This window comes from Streptomyces sp. Q6 (assembly GCF_036967205.1).
In the GTDB taxonomy this organism is placed as follows: domain Bacteria; phylum Actinomycetota; class Actinomycetes; order Streptomycetales; family Streptomycetaceae; genus Streptomyces; species Streptomyces citrinus.
Genome location: NZ_CP146022.1, coordinates 5,378,840 through 5,397,989, shown reverse-complemented (window position 1 = coordinate 5,397,989; position 19,150 = coordinate 5,378,840). Strand labels below are relative to the sequence as shown.

Sequence of the window (19,150 nt, the reverse complement as noted above, 5' to 3'; positions counted from 1 at the left end):
GGTTCAGGGATTCCGCCCGTGCCGCCGCGCGGCCGCGCTGCCCGCCTGGCTGGCGCCGTAGCCGACCAGGCCGAGCTGGATCGCGGCCATGCCGATGATCAGGAGGAAGGGGAGGAAGCCGGCGAACTCCAGCATGGAGACGCCGTGGTCGCCGCGCAGCCGCCTCCTCGCCGTCGGGGGTGGCTCCGGTGCCGGCGCGTGCGGGGTCCGTCGTGGCCGGTCGCGCCCTTCGGCGGAGCCGCTGGTCGATACGGCCCCGCGCGCCTGGCGGGGTCGCTCCGCCCCGGCACCTGGACGTGCGGTCACGGTGTCGTCTCCGTCGCCGCCCCGGCCTCGCCCGTGACGCTCCAGCCCGGGTTCACCCCCGGGAAGAAGAGGGGGACGTCGACCGTGACCGTGGCCTTCACGACGACCCCGTCGTCCGCGCAGGAGATCTCCGCGCCCTGCCAGGCGGCCGGCAGGTGCGACATGCCCGCCGTGTCGCAGGCCCCGCCCGCATCCCCGCCCCCGGCGGCCGCCGAGGTCGCGGCCCGCGCCGCCTCGTCCGCCGCGTTCCCCGCGAGGAGTACGTGTAGCCGTACAGGACGCACTGCCACATCAGTGCCAGGACGACGAGGACCAGCGGGAACATCGCCGCGAACTCGAGCGTGACCGCTCCCTTGTCGCCGCGGCGGCGGGCGCGGCGGCCGCCCGCCTCGGGTGCGGCGGGGGCGACCAGGCCGAGCTCGGCGGCCAGGGTCCACAGGGCCTGCTTGACGGTGGAGCGGTTGTCGAGATCCTGCATGCGGCCCGCGTCGACCGCGGCCTGGAGTTCCTTGTACGCGGCCGGGATCGAGGTGCCCGCCGTCTTCGTGCCGGTGACCTTCTCCACCAGGGAGGGCTGGATCTCGGACGTGCGGGCGTGCCGGTTGACGACCGTGAGGGTCTCCTCGGCCTTGCGGATCTGGAGCCGGTCCCAGAGGCGGACCATGCGCTTCGCCGCGCGGACCGCGACGACGTCCGGGGTGACCAACAGGGCCGTCTGGTCCGCGAGTTCGATCGCCGCCGCGTTCGCCGCGCCCATCTGCGTACCGCAGTCGATGACCACGACCTCGTAGCGGGCGCGCAGCGACTGGACGACCTGGCGGGCGACGCGGTCGGTGACCTCCTCGCCGCGCTCGCCGTCGGCGGGCGCGAGGAGGAGGTCGATGCCGGTCTCGTGGGTGAAGACGGCGTCCTGGAGGACGCGCGGGGTGATGTCGCGGATCGCGGAGAGGTCGGCGACGGAGCGGCGGAACTGCACGTCGAGGTACGAGGCCACGTCCCCGGACTGGAGGTCGAGGTCCAGCAGGGCCACGGACCTGCCCGACGCCCGCGCGGCGAGGGCGAGCTGGACCGCGCACAGGGTCGTGCCGACGCCGCCCTTCGCGCCGGTGACCGCGACGACGCGGCCGCCGCCGCCCGCCGGCATCAGTTCCGCGCCGGCGGTGCCCGCGAGGTGGCGGCGCATTCCGGCGGACCAGGACGCGGCGGCGTGCACGCGCTCGGCGAGGGCGTCGTAGCCGAGCGGGAACGCGACGATACCGCGGGCCCCGCTGTCCATCGCGGCCGTGAGCAGGGCCGGGCTGGTGTCGGCCGTGACGAGGACGACGCCGACCGCGGGGAAGCGCAGGACGAGGTCGCGGATCAGGTCCAACGCCGGTACGGGGCCGATGCGTTCATGGACGAGGACGACCTCGGGCAGCTCGTCGAGGGACTCGGCGGCCAGCCGGGCCAGGGTGTCGAGGAGCACGGTGGAGTCGGCGACCGGTGGCGCCGGTTCGGTGTCGGGCAGCTGGGAGAGCAGGGTGACCAGGGCGCGGGCGCCCTCCGGTTCCCCGATGGCCGGGAGGATGCGGGTCGTCATCGTCCGCCTGCCTTTCGCTCGGCCTGCGCCGCGGCCCGGCGCCCTGTCACTTGTCCTCGTCCAGGGTGTAGGAGCGGTCGCTCGGCGCGATCGCCGCGTCGTCGCCCGGAGCCACCAGCGCGAGCCGTACGTGGGACGCGAACGACTCGGCGTACGCGACCCGTTGGGCGTCCGAGGCGCCGAGGGCGAACGTGATCGGCACGGCCTCGCCCTGGCGGCGCACGGAGTTGCGGTCCGAGCTGTCCTGCTGGTCGATCGGGGTGAGCTTGCCGACGTCGATGACCTCGGCGTTCTCCACGATGACCTTGGACTGGTCCTTCTGCTTGTCGTTCTCGGCCTTGAAGGTGGCGTAGATGTTCACCTTCGAGCCCGGATTGATCTTTCCGGCGACGCCGGTCTCGGCGTCGATCATGATGGCGATCTCCTGCTGCCCCGCCTTGAGCCGGGGCCGCTCGACGATCATGTCGCTCTGGAGCAGGGAGCCCTTCTTGAGCTGGGTGACGGCGATCTTGCCCTGGATGTCGCGCAGGCTCCGCACGGCGGTGGACGACATCCAGCGCTCGGGCATCTCCACCTTCTCGAACTGGTCCCGCGACAGCTCCTTGTAGGGCGCGACGTCCGTCTTCAGCCGGTACGCGGTCTTCTCCGGGCCCACCTTGGAGTTCACGTCCCGGATGACCGACAGGACGCCCGCGAACGCGCCGACGGCGCACAGGGCCGAGACGACCAGGAGGATGACGCCGCGGCGCTGACGTGAGTTCATGGACCGGACAACCTCGTGGGTAGGCGGACGGGAGAGTCGGGGTGTGCGGCGGGCGGGGTCACTGCGGGGCCCGGGGCAGCGCCGCCCGGCCCGCGCCGGCGGCCGGCGCCAGGGCGGTGCGGCCGCCGCCCAGCCGGTCGGGAGGGGCCTCGGCGGCCAGGGGCGCGGAGCAGAACCCGCAGCGGTCGCCGAGGAGTTCGAGCCCGCACCAGTGGCACTCCTCGCGCCGCACGGACGAGACGAGCTGGTAGAGCACGGAGATGTCGGGGATCGCGGCGGCGAACTCGACGATCCGGCCCGCGCTCGCCCCCTTGCCCGTGGCCCACCACCGCGGCGACTCGGCCGGCAGCGCCGCCTCGGTGACTCCCTGTACCCGCCAGGCGGGGGCGAGGGTCTCGGTGACCCACGCGGCGGACTGCTGCCCGGCGGCGTAGTACATCCGCGTGCCGAAGGCGGGCCCGCCGGGCGTCTCGTCGCCGGTGACCCGCTGCACCTGCGGCTGCGGCGAGGCGAGGACGGCGAACTGGGCGTTCGGGGACCACGACTTGGCGTGCGCGCGCAGCGAGACGGGGACGCGGTCGAGCTTGGCGACGGAGCCGACGAGGGCGCCCGCGTAGATGTAGTGGGCGAGCAGCCGGGCGGCGGACGCGAGGACGCCGGGGCTGAAGTCGCAGATCGAGAGCTGGCGCAACTGGAGGGCGAGGACGGCGAGTCCGAGCGGCGGCAGCTCGGGCCGGAGGATCGCGATCCGGTCGCTTTCGAGCATGGACCGTACGGAATGCAGCCGGTGCACGACCGCATCCGGTACGGACTGCGGGCAGAGGGCGATCACATAGCCGTGCTGTTCGATCAGCGTGTGAACGTCGACGATCGCGCGGTCGAGCGGATACGCGTCCTGCGCGTCCCCCATGGGCAGCACGGCGGCGCTCGGCGTGTGCCGGTCCGGCGAGGTCAGGACCAGGCCGGGGTCCGTCACGGCTATGGCGGTCGGCACGCGTGAACCCCCCGGTCGCTCTGTGCACGTGCGGTCACCGCAGCGTCCGGACGCTGCAGCCCTTCTGCCTGAGCACCATATCCACGCGAGCGCCCGGCAACACCCAACTTCTCACTGTTCACGGGGCGATGGGCAGGGCTTCGGCCGGACTTGGCGAGGAAGCATCGGCCCGGCCCCCGGTCCTGAGCGGCGCGCTCACCCCTCGCCGGCCGCCGCCTGCGCCCCCGCGATCTCCTTCTCCGCCCACGCGCTCCACTCCGCCTGCGTCGCCGCGAACCGCTTGCCCCACTCCAGGGTCAGTCGGCCGTAGACGGAGAGCGGGTCGTCGCCCCAGTCCATCGCCGCGTCCAGTTCGCGCAGGCCGGCGAGGCGTTCGGTCATGACCTCGCCGCGCTGCCGCAGGAAGGCGCGGGCCTCGTGCCACTCCACGGCACCGAGCAGGAACACACGCAGCAGGACGTCGTTGCGGCGGTAGCCGTTCGGGGTCGTCTCCAGGAGCCAGTGGCGCAGTTCGGTGCGGCCCGCGTCGGTGATCTCGTACGTCTTGCGGCCGCGCGCGCCCTCCTCCGCCACCCGGATCAGCTCGGTGGCGTCGAGCTTGGTCAGCTCTGTGTAGATCTGGCTCTGATTGGCGGGCCAGACGTTCGAGAGGGTCGTACGGAACGTGCCCAGGAGGTCGTAACCGCTCGCCTGGGACGCGCTCGTGATCGAGGTGAGCGCCGCGGCGTTCTTCGCGGTGTGCGCTGTCGCCGCGCCCGGCTCCGCGCTGGTGGAGCAGCGGCGACACCGCCCGCACCGCCCTGACCGTGGCCTGCGTCGCGCTGCCGATCCTCTTCACGGTGCGCTACCCGGACATCGCCCGCGCCCGCGCCACCGCGAAGTCCTGAAGGACCTAGAAGAACTCGGACCAGGGCTGGTCCCAGATCTGCTTCACGCACAGGACCACGAAGAGCAGCCCCGCGACGGTGAGCATGGCGTTGCTGAGCCAGCCGTTGCGCCAACTCGCAGGTGTGCGGGTTGAGTTGAGCAGCCAGACCAGGGTCAGCGCCAGGAACGGCATGAAGGCCGCGCCGAGGACCCCGTACAGGATCACGAGGCGGAACGGCTGGCCCTGGAAGAGCAGGACGATCGGCGGGAACGTCAGCCAGAGCAGGTACGCCCGGAACGGCCAGCCCTTCTCGCGCTCGCCGCGCGCGATGTCCTCACCCGAGACCTTCGCCCCGCGGTAGCGCTCGACGAAGTCGGCGAACATCAGGCTCACGCCGTGCCAGACGCCGATGAGCGAGGTGAAGGACGTGGCGAAGAAGCCGACCAGGAACAGCTTGGCCGTCGCCGTGCCGTACTCGTCCGCGAGGATCGCGGACAGGTCCACGAGTCCCTGGTCACCGGCGGCGATCGAGGTGTGCGAGGCGTGGAGGAGTTCGGCGCCGACGAACAGCATCGCCACGACGAAGACGCCGGTGGTGAGGTACGCGACCCGGTTGTCGAGCCGCATCACCTTCATCCAGGAGGCCTCGGTCCAGCCCTTGGCGTTGATCCAATAGCCGTACGCGGCAAGGGTGATGGTGCCGCCGACGCCGCCGATCAGGCCGAGCGTGTTGAGGATCGAGTCCTTCTCGTCGGGCAGCACCGGGAGCAGGCCGGCGAAGGCGTCGCCGAGGTTCGGGGTGACGCGGATCGCGAGGTAGACGGTGACCAGGAACATGACGCCCACCAGGACCGTCATGACCTTCTCGAAGACTGCGTACTTGTTGAACCAGACGAAGACGAGGCCGACGATGCCGCAGAGGATCGCCCACGGCTTGATCGACCAGTCGGCCGGGAAGACGTCGGGCCACAGCGCTTGCAGCGGCAGCGCGCTGGACGACATCGCGGCCGCGCCGTAGACGAAGCCCCAGATCACCACGTAGACGACGAAGAAGTACGTCGTCCAGCGGCCGAGGCTCGCCCAGCCGTCGAAGAGGGTGCGGCCGGTGGCCAGGTGCCAGCGGCCCGCCGCCTCCGCCAGGCTGATCTTCACGACGCAGCCGATGACCGCGGCCCACAGGAGCGTGTAGCCGAAGTTGCTGCCGGCGATGAGCGTCGCGACGAGGTCACCGGCGCCGACGCCCGTCGCCGCGACGACGATGCCGGGGCCGATGTACTTCCAGCTGGACTTGCGGGGTCGGTCGGGTTCGGTGGTTACTGAGGTGCCCGTGGTGTCCGCCATGAACACCAAGGGTGCGTAAAGGCGGGCCGCTGGCAAGAGCTACGCCAGGACCTTCACGTGATCAGTCCTCGAAATACTCGTCCAGCGCCTTGTCGACGGTGTCCGACCACTCCTTGAGGCGCGCCTTGTCGGGGGCCTCGACGTCGTTCGGGTACCAGCGGCTGTTGGGCGTGTGGACGGTGACGGTCAGGCGCTTGCGCGAGGTGCCGACCTCGACGGCGCTGATCTCGTCCCAGGTGAAGTCGCACTCCTGGTCGTCCAGCGTGAAGCGGACGCCGGTCGCGTCGACCGAGATCGAACCGCGGCGGTCCTTGGCCTCCAGGGCCGGCTTCGCCGCGTCCGCGTCCTCGTCCGCCTTCGAAGCGGCCTTCGAAACAGTCTTGGAGACCGGCTTCGGGGTTTCCTTCGAGAGGTCCGGGGCGGACTTCGCCTCGGGCTCGCGGTCCTCGGGCTCCGCGTCGGCCCGGGTCGTCACCTCCTCGGTTACCTCGTCGGAATCCGTGACCGCGTCCTCGGCAACCGCCTCCCGGGCGGGAGACGTCAGGCCGGGAACGTACGCCGGGTCGAAACCGGCGCCGGTGACGGGCGTGACCTTCTGGTTGTCCATGCGCTGCTCCACAGGCCGAAGTATGGCGGACGAGGCTGTGTCCGCCAGTGGCCGGGCTCACTCTCTGCGCGCTCCGTACGATCCTGCCGCCCGCGGGGGAAGCCCGAGGGAGGGCGACGAAGGCGGGGAGCCCGCCCGGCGGGCCAGGTCAGCGGCGCCGCCGCGGGCCGGGGCGCGGCTCGTGACGAGGAGCCCGGCCGGGCGGCGCGCGACGTGAACTGCCGCGCGCGGCCCGGCGGTTGGACCGCCGGGCCGCGCGCACCGAGGAGCTGCCGGTCCTAGACGAACAGGCTGACCACCGCCGCCACCGCGAACCCGGCCACGGACAGGACCGATTCGAGGACGGTCCAGGTGCGCAGGGTGTCGCGCTCCGAGATGCCGAAGTACTTGGACACCATCCAGAAGCCGCCGTCGTTCACGTGCGAGGCGAAGATGGAGCCCGCCGAGATCGCCATGATGACGAGGGCGGTGAAGGCCTGCGAGTAGTCGCCCTCGGACAGCAGCGGGGCCACGATGCCCGCCGTCGTCACGATCGCGACGGTCGCCGAGCCCTGGGCGACGCGCAGCACCAGCGAGATCAGGTAGGCGAGGACGATGACGGGCAGGCCCACGTCGTTGAACGTGTCGGAGAGCGCCTGCGCGATGCCGCTCGCCTTGAGGACCGCGCCGAAGACACCGCCGGCGCCGACCACCAGGAGGATGTTGCCGACCGGCTTGAGCGACGCGGTCGACACCGTCTCCAGCGACTTGCGCGACCAGCCGCGGCGGATGCCGAGCAGGTAGTACGCCATGAGCAGGGCGATCGTCAGCGCCACGAAGGGGTGGCCGAAGAACTCGATGACGGAGCGGCCCGTCGACGGGTCGAAGGCGATCGAGGAGAACGTCGCCAGGAGGATAAGGACCAGCGGGGTGCCGATGATGGTGAAGACGATGCCCAGCGGGACCGGCTTCTCGGTGGGGGTGACACCCGCGGCGCGCTGCTCGGCCTCCAGCGCGGCCTTCGCCTCGTCGGCGGCCTCGACCATGTCCTGCGGTACGGGGACGAAGATCCGCTTGCCGATCCAGGCGGCCCAGCCCCACGCGGCGAGCACGGCCGGGATGCCGCAGACGATGCCCATGAGGATGACCCAGCCGAGGTCGACCTTGAGGAGGCCCGCGGCGGCGACGGGGCCGGGGTGCGGGGGCAGGAACGCGTGGGTCATCGACAGACCCGCGAGCAGCGGCATGCAGTAGAGGACGATCGACTTGCCGCCGCGCTTGGCGGCCGCGTACACGATCGGCGCGAGGACGAAGATGCCGACGTCGAAGAAGACCGGGATGCCGAAGATCAGGCCGGTCAGGCCCATCGCGAGCGGGGCGCGCTTCTCGCCGAAGAGGTTCAGGAGGCGGGACGCCAACACCTCGGCGCCGCCGGACACTTCGAGGACCGCGCCGAGCATGGTCCCGAGGCCGATGATGATCGCGACGTGCCCGAGGGTGCCGCCCATGCCGGCCTCGATGGTGGAGACGGCGTCGGACTTCTGGACGGTGCCGAAGAGTTCGGTGACCGAGAGTCCCGCGCCCAGGCCGACGGCTATGGAGACCGCGAGCAGGGCCACGAAGGGCTGTATGCGTGCCTTGATGATCAGGAAGAGCAGCAGCACGATGCCGAGGAAGGCGACGGTCAGCAGACCGGCGGTGCCGTCGATGATCGTGAGGATGCCGCCGGTGTGGGGCGGGATCTCGGAGGCGGCGGAGGCCGCGAGCGGGGCGGCGAGTGCGAACGGGGACATCGTTGACCTCGTAAGTGCATGGAGCTTTCAGGGCAGGGGGGAGCGCGGCACGGCGCATGACTGCGATGCGCCGTGCCGTGACGACGTGCGGCGGGCTGGTGGTGCAGGGGGCTCAGCTCAGGACGGCGAGCGCGTCGATCTCGATGAGCAGGCCGGCCGGCAGACCGACGTAGACGGTCGTGCGGGCGGAGGCGGGGGCCTTGAGGCCCTGCTCCTCGAAGTACTCGTTGTAGATCGTGTTCATCTCGGCGAAGTGGTCGACGTCCGTGAGGTAGACGCGCATCATCATGACGTCGTCCCAGGTGGCGCCGCCCTCTTCGAGGATCGCCTTGACGTTGGCGAAGGTCTGGAGGGTCTGCTCGCGCAGGGTCGGGCCGGCCGGGGTGGGGGCCTTGCCCTCCTCGGCGGGCAGGAAGCCGACCTGGCCGGCGACCTGAAGGATGTTGCCCTTCTTGACGCCGTGGGAGAACTTCGCGGGCGGGGTGGTGTGCGTGGCGGGGGTGAGGGCGATCTTCTCGGTCATCGTGAACGTGCTTCCTTCGTGGGGGTGTTACCGGATCCGGTGCCGGTGCCTGAGTAGTCCCGGCTGATGGCTTCCGCCGTGCGGCGCACCAGCGGGAGCAGGGTGAGGAGTTCCTCCGCGGTGACGACGACGTTCGGTGCGGAGACCGACATGGCGGCGACGACGCGTCCGTCGGCGCCCCGGATGGGCGCGCCGACGCAGTTGATGGACTCCTCGTGGCCGCCGAGGTCGGTGGCCCAGCCCTGTTCGCGCACCGTGGCCAACTCCCGCAGGAACGCGGGGGCGTTGGGGGTGGAACGGGCCGTGTACAGGGGGTAGTCGAGCTTCTCCGCGATCGCGCGGCGCTCGGCCTCGGACAGGTCGGCCAGGAGCAGTTTCGCCACGGCGGCGACCGTGATGGCGACCGGCTTGCCGATGCGCGAGTACATGCGCACCGGGTAGCGGCTCTCGACCTTGTCGATGTAGAGGACCTCGTTCTCCTCGTACACCGCGAGGTGGACGGTGTGCCCGACCTTCTCGTTGAGTTCGACGAGGTGGGGGTGGGCGATCTCGCGCACGTCGAGGTTCTCGACGGCTTCCTGGGCGAGGGCGAAGAGGCGGGCGCCCAGCCGGTAGCGCTGGTCGGACTGGCGGAAGACCAGGCCGTGTTCGTGCAGGGTGCGCAGCAGGCGCAGGGCCGTGGACTTGTGGACGCCGAGGCGGTCGGCGACCTGGCCCAGGTCGGCGGGGCCCTCGGCGAGCAGCGGCAGGATGCTGAGCGCGCGGTCGACGGTCTGGCTCATGGCGTACGTACCTCCTCGGCGGGCCGCTGCGGGAGGGGTTCGGTGACAGTCCACCCGGGGCCGAGGTGCAGTGTCTCCCACGCGGCGGGGTCGAGGGCGGTCAGCCGGTCGGCGTGGGCGCGGCCCGGGGGCGTGGCGAGGTCGCCGGGGACGGTGAGGGCGGCGGCGGCCCACAGGTGGCCGTGGCGCAGGCGGGCGGCGACGGGCAGTCCGCGCAGGGTGGCGGAGAGGAACCCGGCGGCGAAGGCGTCCCCGGCGCCGACGGCGGCGACGACGTCCACGCGCGGGGCGGGCTCGGTGTAGCGGTTCCCCTCGGCGTCGTAGGCGACGGCGCCGTCGGCGCCCCGCTTGACGACGAGCAGTCCGGGTTCGGGCAGCGCGGCGCGGATCGCGTCGGGGCCGCCGGTGACGCCGAACGCCTCCTCGGCCTCGTCCTCGCCGACGAAGACGATCCCGGCTCGGCCGGTGCGGCGGGCGAGGTCGAGCAGGACGCGGGCGTCGGCGGGGTCCGCCCACAGGCCGGGCCGGTGGTTGACGTCGAAGGACACGACGGGGGCCGTCTCCATCAGCGTCCGCAGGAGGGCGAGGCAGTCGGCGGAGAGGGCGGCGGTGATGCCGGACAGGTGCAGGACGCGGCCGGAGCGCAGGGCGTCGAGGTCGGTGTTCTCGGCGGACATGGCGGAGGCGGCGGACCCGGCGCGGTAGTAGGCGACCTCGTGGGCGTCGGTGGCCCGGTCGCCCGCGGTGCGGAAGTAGATCCCGGTGGGCCGGGCGGGGTCGCGGCGCACGCCGGACACGTCGACGCCCCAGGCGCCGATGGCCTCGACCAGGTGGTCGCCGAACCCGTCGGCGCCGACCCGGCTGACCCAGCGGGCGCGGTGGCCCGCGGCGGCGAGGACGCAGGCGACGTTGGACTCGGCGCCGCCGATGCCGCGGTCGAAAGAGGGGACGTCGGCGAGGCGTCCGGCGGTGGCGGGCAGGAACGTGACCATGGACTCGCCGAGCGCGATGACGTCAGCAGGCGGGGTGGTCACGGTGGGCAGCGCTCCTCCGGTCGGGAGGGTCAACGGCTCCGTTGACCCGGCGTTGGCTCGGATGTTAGACAGCAGTAAGCGACATACGCAATGACCGTTGCACATGCTGCAACAGTCGGCCTGGAGGAGGCTCCATGACTCTTGAGGACCTGGCACGGGAGCGGGTGGACTTCCGCTTCAAGGGCCTGCCGCCCGAGGCCGACGGCCTGACCGTCGCCGAGCTCGCGGCGCGCCGCCTGAACCTCTTCACGGACGGGTTCACCACCCCCGTCCTCGCGCTCTCCGCCGAGCGCCTGGAGCACAACCTCGCGCTCATGGAGACGTACTCCGCGCGTCACGGCCTGGACTTCGCCCCGCACGGCAAGACCTCCATGGCGCCCCAGCTCTTCCAGCGCCAGATCGAGCGCGGCGCGTGGGGCATCACCCTCGCCGTCCCCCACCAGGTGCGCGTGGCACGGGAGTTCGGCATCGAGCGGATCTTCCTGGCGAACGAACTCGTCGACGCGGCGGCGCTGCGCTGGCTGGCCGCGGAACTGGACTCCTCCGAGAGCTTCCGCTTCATCTGCTACGTGGATTCCGTACGCGGCGTGGAGCTGATGGAGGCGGCGCTGACCGCCGCGGGCGCGTCCCGCCCGGTCGACGTGGTCGTCGAACTCGGCGCGGGCGAGGGCGCGCGCACCGGCATCCGCACGGAGGAGGAGTGCGCGGCGGTCGCGGACGCGGTGGCGTCGGCGACCACGCTGCGGCTCGTGGGCGTGGCCGGGTACGAGGGCGAGGTGCCGCGGGCCGACGGCGAGCGCGTCCGGGCGTGGCTGCGCCGCCTCGTCGCGCTGGCGGCCGACTTCGACAAGGCGGGCCGCTTCGCGGGGCTCGACGAGATCGTGCTCAGCGCGGGCGGCTCCGCGTGGTTCGACGCGGTGGCGGACGTCTTCGCCGAGGTCCCCGAACTGTCCGCGCCCGTACGGAAGTTGCTCCGCTCCGGCGCGTACGTCTCGCACGACGACGGGCACTACCGGCACCTCACGCCGTTCAACCGGGTCCCGGAGGAGGGCGCGCTGCACCCGGCGTTCCGGCTGTGGGCGCAGGTCGTCTCGCGGCCCGCGCCGGACCAGGCGTTCACGAACGCGGGCAAGCGCGACGCGGCGTACGACCTGGACCTTCCCGAGGCGCAGGTCGTCCGGGACGCCCGCACGGGCGAGGTGCGGGAGGCGGCCGGGGTCGCGGTGACGGGCCTGTCCGACCAGCACGGGTGGCTCCGCCTGGAGCCGCAGGCGCGGGTCGAGGTGGGCGACTGGCTCGGCATGGGCCTTTCGCACCCCTGCACGTCGTTCGACAAGTGGCAGCTGATCCCGCTGGTGGAGGCGGACGGCACGGTCGTGGACTACGTACGGACGTTCTTCTAGGCGGGCTCTTCATCCGCGGGGGCGTAGGGGCTGGTCGCGCAGGTCCCGCGCCCCGATGAAGGCAAGCGGCGAAGCCGCAGCCCTCAGGGGCGCGGGGACCTGCCCGACCAGCCACGACGGCGCGGCACCCGGAACCACATCACCACCTGGCACACGAAAGGCCCCCCATGGACCTGGTCATCAAGGACACCCGCGTCATCGACGGCACCGGCGGCGCCTCCTACCGGGCGGACGTCAAGCTCGCCGACGGCCGCATCGCCGAGATCAGGCCCGAGGGCACCGGCCCGCGCCCCACAGCGCCCCGCACGCTGGACGGCGACGGCCTGGCGCTGGCCCCCGGCTTCATCGACATGCACGCGCACAGCGACCTCGCGCTGCTTCGCGACCCGGACCACAGCGCGAAGGCCGCCCAGGGCGTCACCCTCGAAGTCCTCGGCCAGGACGGCCTCTCGTACGCCCCGGTCGACGACCGCACCCTGGCCCAGGTCCGCCAGGCGATCACCGGCTGGAACGGCGACGGCTCCGACATCGACTTCGACTGGCGCACGGTCGGCGAGTACCTGGACCGCCTCGACCGGCAGGGCATCGCGGTCAACGCCGCCTACCTCGTCCCGCAGGGCACGGTCCGCATGTACGCGGTCGGCTGGGACGACCGCGACGCGACGCCCGCCGAGCTGGAGCACATGAAGCGGCTCGTGGCGCAGGGCATGGAGCAGGGCGCGGTCGGCATGTCGTCGGGGCTCACCTACACCCCCGGCATGTACGCCAAGGACGCCGAACTCACCGAGCTGTGCCGGGTGGTGGCCTCGTACGACGGCTACTACTGCCCCCACCACCGCAGTTACGGGGCGGGCGCGCTGGACGCGTACCGCGAGATGGTCGAGCTGACCCGCGACGCGTCCTGCTCCCTGCACCTCGCCCACGCCACCATGAACTTCGGCGTGAACAAGGGGAAGGGCGGGGACCTGCTCGCCCTCCTCGACGACGCCCTCGCGTCCGGCGCCGACATCAGCCTGGACACGTACCCGTACACCCCCGGCGCCACCACGCTCGTGGCGATGCTGCCGAGCTGGGCGAACGAGGGCGGCCCCGACGCGACCCTCGCCCGGCTCCAGGACGACGACACCGCCGAGCGGATCCGGCGGCACGTCGAGGAGCTCGGCGCCGACGGCTGTCACGGCGTGCCGATCGAGTGGGACACCATCGAGGTGTCCGGGGTCTCCGACCCGGCGCTCGCGTCGTGCGTCGGCAAGACGATCGCGCGGGCCGCCGCCGAACGCGGCGAGGCCCCGTGGGTCACCGCCCGCCGGCTGCTGATCGCCGACCGGCTCGGGTCGACGATCCTCCAGCACGTCGGGCACGAGGACAACGTCCGCGCGATCATGCAGCACCGGGTGCACACGGGCGGCAGCGACGGCATCCTCCAGGGCTTCAAGCCGCACCCGCGCGCGTACGGCACGTTCCCGCACTACCTCGGCCACTACGCCCGTGACCTGGGCGTGCTCTCCCTGGAGGAGACGGTCGCGCACCTGACCTCCCGCCCGGCGGCCCGTCTGCGGCTGCCCGACCGCGGCCTGGTCCGCGAGGGCTACCGTGCCGACCTGGTCCTCTTCGACCCGGAGACGGTCGCGGCGGGCTCGACGTTCGAGGCGCCGCGCACCCTGCCGGTCGGCATCCCGCACGTCCTGATCGACGGCCGGTTCGTGATCGAGGACGGGCGCCGCACGGACGTGCTCGCGGGCCGGTCCGTACGCCGGACCGTCAGCGCCTGACAGCCGCGCGGGAATCGGTGGGGCCGGATCCAGTGGGGCCCGGTGGGCCCGGACGTCACTTGGGCCCCTTGGTGACCCCCGCGCCGTTGCCGCGCCCGGGATGGGTGTCGGAGTTCCCCCGGGCCGACGCGGTGGCGGCCGGTGCCGTGGTCGTCGGTGCCGTGGTGGCGGCCTTGGACGGTGATCCGGCCGGGCGCGTGTCCTTGCCGGCCGACGCGCTCGGGTGCGCGGACGTCGTCGCGGACGGGCTCGCGGCCGATGTCCTGTCCCCGGTCGGGACCGGGTCGGGGCTCACGGCCGGCGCACCGGAGTGCTCGGCGCGCGGCTGCTTGCCGTTCCCCGAGTCGTCGCTCCAGGGCAGCGGGCCGCCCGACGGGCTCGAACCGAACAGGCCAGTGACGATCACGCCGAGGAAGACGACGCAGGCCGCGCCGAGCGCGATGCCGCCGCGCCGCATCAGGCGCCCTCTGCGGCCGGAGCCGTCGACGAAGACGGCGTTGCCGTCGGGCTCCTCGGAGAGCGCGGCGAGCGGCTCCGTGCCGAGCACGGCGGCGGGGGCCTCGGTGGCCGATTCCTGCCATCCGTGGACCACGGCCGGATCGGCGTAGCCGTCATAGGCGCCGACGGCCTGCTGCGGGTCGTACACGACCTCGGGTATCGCCGGCTCGTGGCCTTCGCGGGGGTGCTGCCAGGACATGAGGGCGGATTGTATGGACTGCGGGGGTGCCGCGAACAGTCGTCGGCGATATCCCCCCAATCCGCTCAATCCCGCGTCAACGCACCCCATGTGGCCGGAATTGAACGCTGATCCTCGGCCCCGTGGCCCGCGTCGACTTGGGGATCGCGTGCTCCCACGTGCGCTGGCACGAGCCGCCCATGACGATGAGGTCGCCGTGCCCGAGCGGTCTGCGCACGGTCGAGCCGCTGCCGCCGCCGAGCGGGCGCAGGAGCAGGTCGCGGGGTGCGCCGACGGACAGGATGGCGACCATGGTGTCCTCGCGGGCGCCGCGTCCGATCCGGTCGCCGTGCCAGGCCACGCTGTCCCGCCCGTCCCGGTAGTAGCAGAGCCCGGCGGTGGTGAACGGCTCCCCCAGCTCCTCGCCGTAGTGCGCGGACAGCGCGTCGCGCGCCTCGGCGAGCACGGGGTGCGGCAGCGTCCGGCCGTCCCCGTAGAACTTCAGGAGCCTCGGTACGTCGACGACGCGCTCGTACATCTGGCGCCGCTCGGCCTGCCACGGGACACCGTCGGCGAGGTGCTCGTACAGCGCGTCGGCGCCGCTCAGCCAGCCCGGCAGTACGTCGATCCAGGCCCCGGCGCCGAGCGTGGTGCGGCGCACCCCGGTGAGCGGGCCGAGCGCCATGTCCTCGTCCTGGTCGAAGAGTGAGCCTTGAAGCATGCCTCCACCGTACCCCCGTCATCGAACATGTGCGCGATTCCCCGGCGGCGGCCGACGCCGGCGCCGGAACCCCGTGCCCAACGCGGCGACGGCGACCAGGGTCACGACGAGCGCCGCCCACAGGCCCACCCCGCGCGGACCACGGCCGCGGCGAGCCGCGTCGGCACGAGCAGGAGGGCGGCGGCCCCTCCACGACACCCCGACCCGCCGCAGTGGCCCACATCACCCGCGCCCGCCGAACCGTCCCATCAAAGCCGCACCCCACCCCCGTACCCGCCAATCCGGAGGCATCCGGCACTCCGTGCCACCGCATCCGAAACCGCGCCCCCACCGGCCCGCCCATCAGGCGGTAAACAGGGCGCGCCGCCGCGAAACACGCCCGTAAAGTCGGAGCATGCAGCTCATCCAGTCGACCAAGCTCTCCAACGTCTGCTACGAGATCCGCGGCCCGGTTCTCGAGGAGGCGATGCGGCTGGAAGCGGCAGGCCACCGCATCCTCAAGCTCAACACCGGGAACCCGGCGGCGTTCGGCTTCGCGTGCCCGCCCGAGATCCTGGAGGACATGCTCCGCAACCTCGGCGACGCGCACGGCTACGGCGACGCCAAGGGCCTCCTGGCCGCCCGCCGCGCGGTGATGATGCACTACCAGACGCTCGGCGTGGAGACCGACGTCGAGCACGTCTTCATCGGCAACGGGGTCTCCGAGCTGATCGTGATGGCGATGCAGGGGCTGCTGGACGACGGCGACGAGGTACTGGTGCCCGCGCCCGACTACCCGCTGTGGACCGCCGCCGTCTCGCTCTCCGGCGGCACCGCCGTGCACTACCGCTGCGACGAGCAGTCCGACTGGATGCCGGACCTCGCCGACGTCGAGCGCAAGGTGACCGACCGCACCAAGGCGATCGTCATCATCAACCCCAACAACCCGACCGGCGCCGTATACAGCGACGAGATGCTGCGGGGCCTCACCGACATCGCGCGCCGCCACAACCTCCTCGTCTGCTCCGACGAGATCTACGACAAGATCCTGTACGACGACGCGACGCACACCCCCACCGCCGCCATCGCCCCGGACCTGATGACGCTGACCTTCAACGGCATGTCGAAGGCGTACCGGGTGGCCGGCTACCGGGTGGGCTGGATGGCGGTCTCCGGGCCGCGCGCGCACGCGGAGTCGTACATCGAGGGCCTGACGATCCTGGCGAACATGCGGCTGTGCGCCAACATGCCGGGCCAGCACGGTGTCGTCGCCGCGCTCAGCGGACGTCAGACGATCAATGACCTGGTGCTGCCGGGCGGCCGCCTGAAGGAGCAGCGCGACGTGGCGTACGAGCTGCTCACGCAGATCCCGGGCGTGACGTGCGTGAAGCCGAAGGGCGCGCTGTACCTCTTCCCGCGCCTCGACCCCAAGGTCTTCAAGGTCAAGGACGACCGGCAGATGGTCCTCGACCTGCTGCGCAGCGAGAAGATCATGGTCGTGCACGGCACCGGGTTCAACTGGCCGGAGCCGGACCACTTCCGTGTCGTCACGCTGCCCGACACCCGGCAGCTGACGGAGGCGGTGACCCGGATCGGGAACTTCCTGGACGGATACAGCCAGCCCTGACCGGCCCCCTCGGGCGCGCCGCACCTCGGACACGACCTACCTTAGACAAGGTCTAACTTAGACACGTTCTAAGGTACGATGGAGGCCAAGCTGCCGCGCCCGCCCTGGAGGCCTCCCATGTACGAGCCGATCCGCACCAAGTCGGTCCACACCGTGGCGGCCGAGAGCGTCGACTTCCCGCACCGCACCCGCGAGGAGGAGCTGGACATCCAGCTCGCCGGACATCTCGCGGCGCTCCTCACGGTCACCGACGAGCTGCGCCAACTCCCCTCCAGGGACGAGGAGTTGGACGCGGCGGCCGAGGAGCTGGCCGCGCAGGTGGCCCGGCTGCGCGGTGGTCACCCGCCGGTGCGGGCCGCTGTCGCCGCCGCCGACCCCGCGTCGCAGGCCGTCGCACTGCACCGACGCGCGCACGCCCTCGCGGGCCGCGCCCTCGTCGTCGCCGCGTCCCGCGCGGACACCGCCGCCGCGATCCTGGCGGCCCGGCGCATGGAGTACCACGCGGGCGCGCAGCGCCTCGTCTCCGCGTAGCCGTCAGCCGTCAGCCGTACAGCCCCCCTCCGCTTGGATACCGGGAGGAGCGGGGCCGGTGGCCGTCGACGGTCACCGGCCCCGCTCTTTCGGGTCAGCGCCTGACGGTGACGACCGCCGAGGCGGAGGACGCCCCGTGCGTCGCGTCCCCCGGCCAACTCACCTTGTACATCACGGACTTCGTGGTCCGCGGGAAGTCCCGCACCGTGAACGTGCCGTCCGCGGACACCTCCACCGTCGGGAGCGCCTGCGTGCCGAGGCGGTCCGTGCGCTCCACGGACAGCGACGCCGCGCCGGACAGCGCCGGGCCCGCCGCGGTGAACGTGCCCGTGATCTCGACGCCGCCGCTCTTGGTGGCCTCCGTGGGCGCGGTCAGCGCGATCGTGGTCGGCGCCTTGCCAACCTGCACCGTCTTCACGACGTCCTCGGCGGGGCGGTGGGTCAGGTCGCCCAGGTACGACACCGTGTAGGTGGCCTCGCCGACCCGGTCGGGGACGTCGAGCACGGTGAACGAGCCGTCGGCGGCGAGCTTGACCGGGTTCAGCTCGGTGGTCGTGCCGTCGGCGTCCTTGCGTACGGCGGTGATCCTCGCGGGGGCGGCGGGCGTGCCGCCGTCGAACTCCAGCTTCCCGCGCAGGGCGACCGGTTCGCCGATGACGGCGCCGCTCGGGCTCTGCGTCAGGCCGCTCGCGAAGCGCGCGTCGTACTGCGCGGCGGGCGGGGTGATGATGTGCAGCCAGTACTCGTAGCCGCCGTGGTTCGTGACGGCGAAGAGGCGCGAGCCGTCCCCGGCGAACGCGAGGCCGCGCGGGACGACCGCGTCGCCGTCGAGGCTGCCCTCGAAGGCGAACTCCAGGGGCGCGGTCGTGTCGGCCGGGTCCGCGGGCTGGATCAGCAGGTCGGGCGTGGAGCCGTAGGCGGCCGCGCCGCGTGCGACGTACTTGCCGTCACCGCTGAAGGCGACCGCGGAGGCCTTCGCGCCGTCGGGCAGCGCCTGGTACTGGCCGGACGCGGTGCTGAGGTCGTCGGCGTTCAACAGCAGGGTCCCGCGCGCCGCGTCGGCGACCGCGACCTTGGTGCCGTCGGCGCTGGGCGCGAGGTCCTTGAAGTCGAGCGCGCCCTTGCCGTCGGCGTCGGCGAACCGGCGCTCGGGCCCGCGCACGGGATCGTCGGCGTCGGCCTTGAACGCGGTCAGGAACGGGTTCGGCGCGGCGCTGCTCAGCTCCTGCGCGGCGTAGAGGCGGTCGGGCGCGGCGGGGCCGCCGCCGAACAGCTGGATCCGTCCGTAGTCGCCCCAGCCGGTGCGCGGCGACGGGCCGCTGATCCGGTCGAGGAAGGTGTACCCGGTCGCGCAGTAGCCGGACTGGTACTCGTACTTGGTGGTGTGCCACACCCGGCCGCCCGCGACGGCGAGCGAGCGCCCGCAGGTGTCGTACTCGGCGTTGGCCCGCGCCGACTGCTCCAACGTGGACGTGTCGTAGCTCAGGATGGCGTTCTTCTGCGACACGTACAGGGTGTTGCCGTCGGCGCTGAGGCCGAGACCCGACGCGAAGGTGGGCACGGCGACCGTGGCGACCTTCTTGCCGTCGAAGTCGTAGACGTGCACGGCCGGGGTGGTCGGGTACTCCGCGTTGCCCTCGGAGACGAAGACCCGCTGGTGCGCCGAGTCGACGGCCAGCGCCGAGAAGCTGGTGACGGGAAGCTTCACGGCGGTGTCGGCGGGTGTCGCGGCGAGCGCCTGCGACGCGGTGCCGGTGACCAGGCCGGCGGCGCCGAGTACGCCGGCCACCAGGAGTGCGGCCGTGCGTCTGATGTGCTGAGACGTGCTCAACTATGCCCCCCACAGGCTGAATTGGCGTCTCATCCCCCTCG

17 protein-coding genes and 1 pseudogene are annotated in these 19,150 nt (G+C 72.3%); 4 read left to right on the top strand and 14 right to left on the bottom strand.

The window, feature by feature from the left end:
• Window positions 1-3 precede the first annotated feature (3 nt).
• From V2W30_RS25195 to V2W30_RS25145, 11 genes and pseudogenes are all read right to left on the bottom strand, one after another.
• A complete protein-coding gene (locus tag V2W30_RS25195) occupies window positions 4-306 on the bottom strand; it encodes a TadE/TadG family type IV pilus assembly protein (RefSeq protein WP_338699992.1) in 303 nt (100 codons plus the stop codon).
• Window positions 303-1,885: pseudogene (locus tag V2W30_RS25190) on the bottom strand (AAA family ATPase). The gene V2W30_RS25195 and the pseudogene V2W30_RS25190 overlap by 4 nt, the downstream one beginning before the upstream one ends.
• Window positions 1,886-1,931: 46 nt before the next feature.
• Window positions 1,932-2,648 carry a Flp pilus assembly protein CpaB gene (gene cpaB / locus V2W30_RS25185; RefSeq protein ID WP_338699990.1) on the bottom strand — a complete coding sequence of 239 codons (717 nt, stop codon included), beginning with the start codon at window positions 2,646-2,648 and terminating at the stop codon, window positions 1,932-1,934.
• Window positions 2,649-2,706: 58 nt separating this feature from the next.
• A complete protein-coding gene (locus tag V2W30_RS25180) occupies window positions 2,707-3,642 on the bottom strand; it encodes a hypothetical protein (RefSeq protein WP_338699989.1) in 936 nt (311 codons plus the stop codon).
• A gap of 195 nt (window positions 3,643-3,837) precedes the next feature.
• Window positions 3,838-4,350, bottom strand: coding sequence for a PadR family transcriptional regulator (locus V2W30_RS25175; RefSeq protein WP_338703753.1), 513 nt, complete (start codon window positions 4,348-4,350; stop codon window positions 3,838-3,840).
• A gap of 184 nt (window positions 4,351-4,534) precedes the next feature.
• Complete coding sequence (locus tag V2W30_RS25170; protein WP_338699988.1) at window positions 4,535-5,851, bottom strand: Nramp family divalent metal transporter; 1,317 nt, start codon at window positions 5,849-5,851, stop codon at window positions 4,535-4,537.
• Between the two features lie 61 nt (window positions 5,852-5,912).
• On the bottom strand, window positions 5,913-6,458 hold the full coding sequence (locus V2W30_RS25165; protein WP_338699987.1) for a hypothetical protein: 546 nt from the start codon (window positions 6,456-6,458) through the stop codon (window positions 5,913-5,915).
• A gap of 278 nt (window positions 6,459-6,736) precedes the next feature.
• Window positions 6,737-8,230, bottom strand: a complete 1,494-nt coding sequence (locus V2W30_RS25160) for a gluconate:H+ symporter (protein WP_338699986.1) — start codon at window positions 8,228-8,230, stop codon at window positions 6,737-6,739.
• 112 nt (window positions 8,231-8,342) lie between these two features.
• The gene (locus V2W30_RS25155; RefSeq protein ID WP_338699985.1) at window positions 8,343-8,753 is read right to left on the bottom strand and encodes a RidA family protein; all 411 of its coding nucleotides are present in this window, start codon (window positions 8,751-8,753) and stop codon (window positions 8,343-8,345) included.
• The gene (locus V2W30_RS25150) at window positions 8,750-9,535 is read right to left on the bottom strand and encodes an IclR family transcriptional regulator (RefSeq protein WP_338699984.1); all 786 of its coding nucleotides are present in this window, start codon (window positions 9,533-9,535) and stop codon (window positions 8,750-8,752) included. Before V2W30_RS25150 ends, V2W30_RS25155 begins: the two co-directional genes overlap by 4 nt.
• Window positions 9,532-10,527, bottom strand: coding sequence for a sugar kinase (locus V2W30_RS25145; RefSeq protein WP_338703752.1), 996 nt, complete (start codon window positions 10,525-10,527; stop codon window positions 9,532-9,534). Before V2W30_RS25145 ends, V2W30_RS25150 begins: the two co-directional genes overlap by 4 nt.
• 176 nt (window positions 10,528-10,703) lie before the next feature.
• On the opposite strand from V2W30_RS25145, the gene V2W30_RS25140 reads away from it, so the two are divergent.
• Window positions 10,704-11,972 carry an amino acid deaminase gene (locus tag V2W30_RS25140; protein ID WP_338699983.1) on the top strand — a complete coding sequence of 423 codons (1,269 nt, stop codon included), beginning with the start codon at window positions 10,704-10,706 and terminating at the stop codon, window positions 11,970-11,972.
• Window positions 11,973-12,139: 167 nt separating this feature from the next.
• Window positions 12,140-13,744 (top strand): D-aminoacylase, encoded by a 1,605-nt coding sequence (locus V2W30_RS25135; protein ID WP_338699981.1) that lies wholly within the window; start codon window positions 12,140-12,142, stop codon window positions 13,742-13,744.
• 55 nt (window positions 13,745-13,799) lie between these two features.
• Here the strand turns inward: V2W30_RS25135 and V2W30_RS25130 are convergent, their stop codons facing one another.
• Both V2W30_RS25130 and V2W30_RS25125 read right to left on the bottom strand, forming a co-directional pair.
• Window positions 13,800-14,441, bottom strand: coding sequence for a hypothetical protein (locus V2W30_RS25130; protein ID WP_338699979.1), 642 nt, complete (start codon window positions 14,439-14,441; stop codon window positions 13,800-13,802).
• A 76-nt stretch (window positions 14,442-14,517) separates the two neighbouring features.
• A complete protein-coding gene (locus V2W30_RS25125; RefSeq protein ID WP_338699977.1) occupies window positions 14,518-15,141 on the bottom strand; it encodes an alpha-ketoglutarate-dependent dioxygenase AlkB in 624 nt (207 codons plus the stop codon).
• Between the two features lie 394 nt (window positions 15,142-15,535).
• On the opposite strand from V2W30_RS25125, the gene V2W30_RS25120 reads away from it, so the two are divergent.
• Window positions 15,536-16,747, top strand: a complete 1,212-nt coding sequence (locus V2W30_RS25120) for a pyridoxal phosphate-dependent aminotransferase (protein ID WP_338699975.1) — start codon at window positions 15,536-15,538, stop codon at window positions 16,745-16,747.
• 117 nt (window positions 16,748-16,864) lie between these two features.
• Complete coding sequence (locus tag V2W30_RS25115; protein ID WP_338699973.1) at window positions 16,865-17,278, top strand: hypothetical protein; 414 nt, start codon at window positions 16,865-16,867, stop codon at window positions 17,276-17,278.
• 94 nt (window positions 17,279-17,372) lie between these two features.
• Here the strand turns inward: V2W30_RS25115 and V2W30_RS25110 are convergent, their stop codons facing one another.
• Window positions 17,373-19,109 carry an Ig-like domain repeat protein gene (locus tag V2W30_RS25110; protein ID WP_338699971.1) on the bottom strand — a complete coding sequence of 579 codons (1,737 nt, stop codon included), beginning with the start codon at window positions 19,107-19,109 and terminating at the stop codon, window positions 17,373-17,375.
• Window positions 19,110-19,150 lie beyond the last annotated feature (41 nt).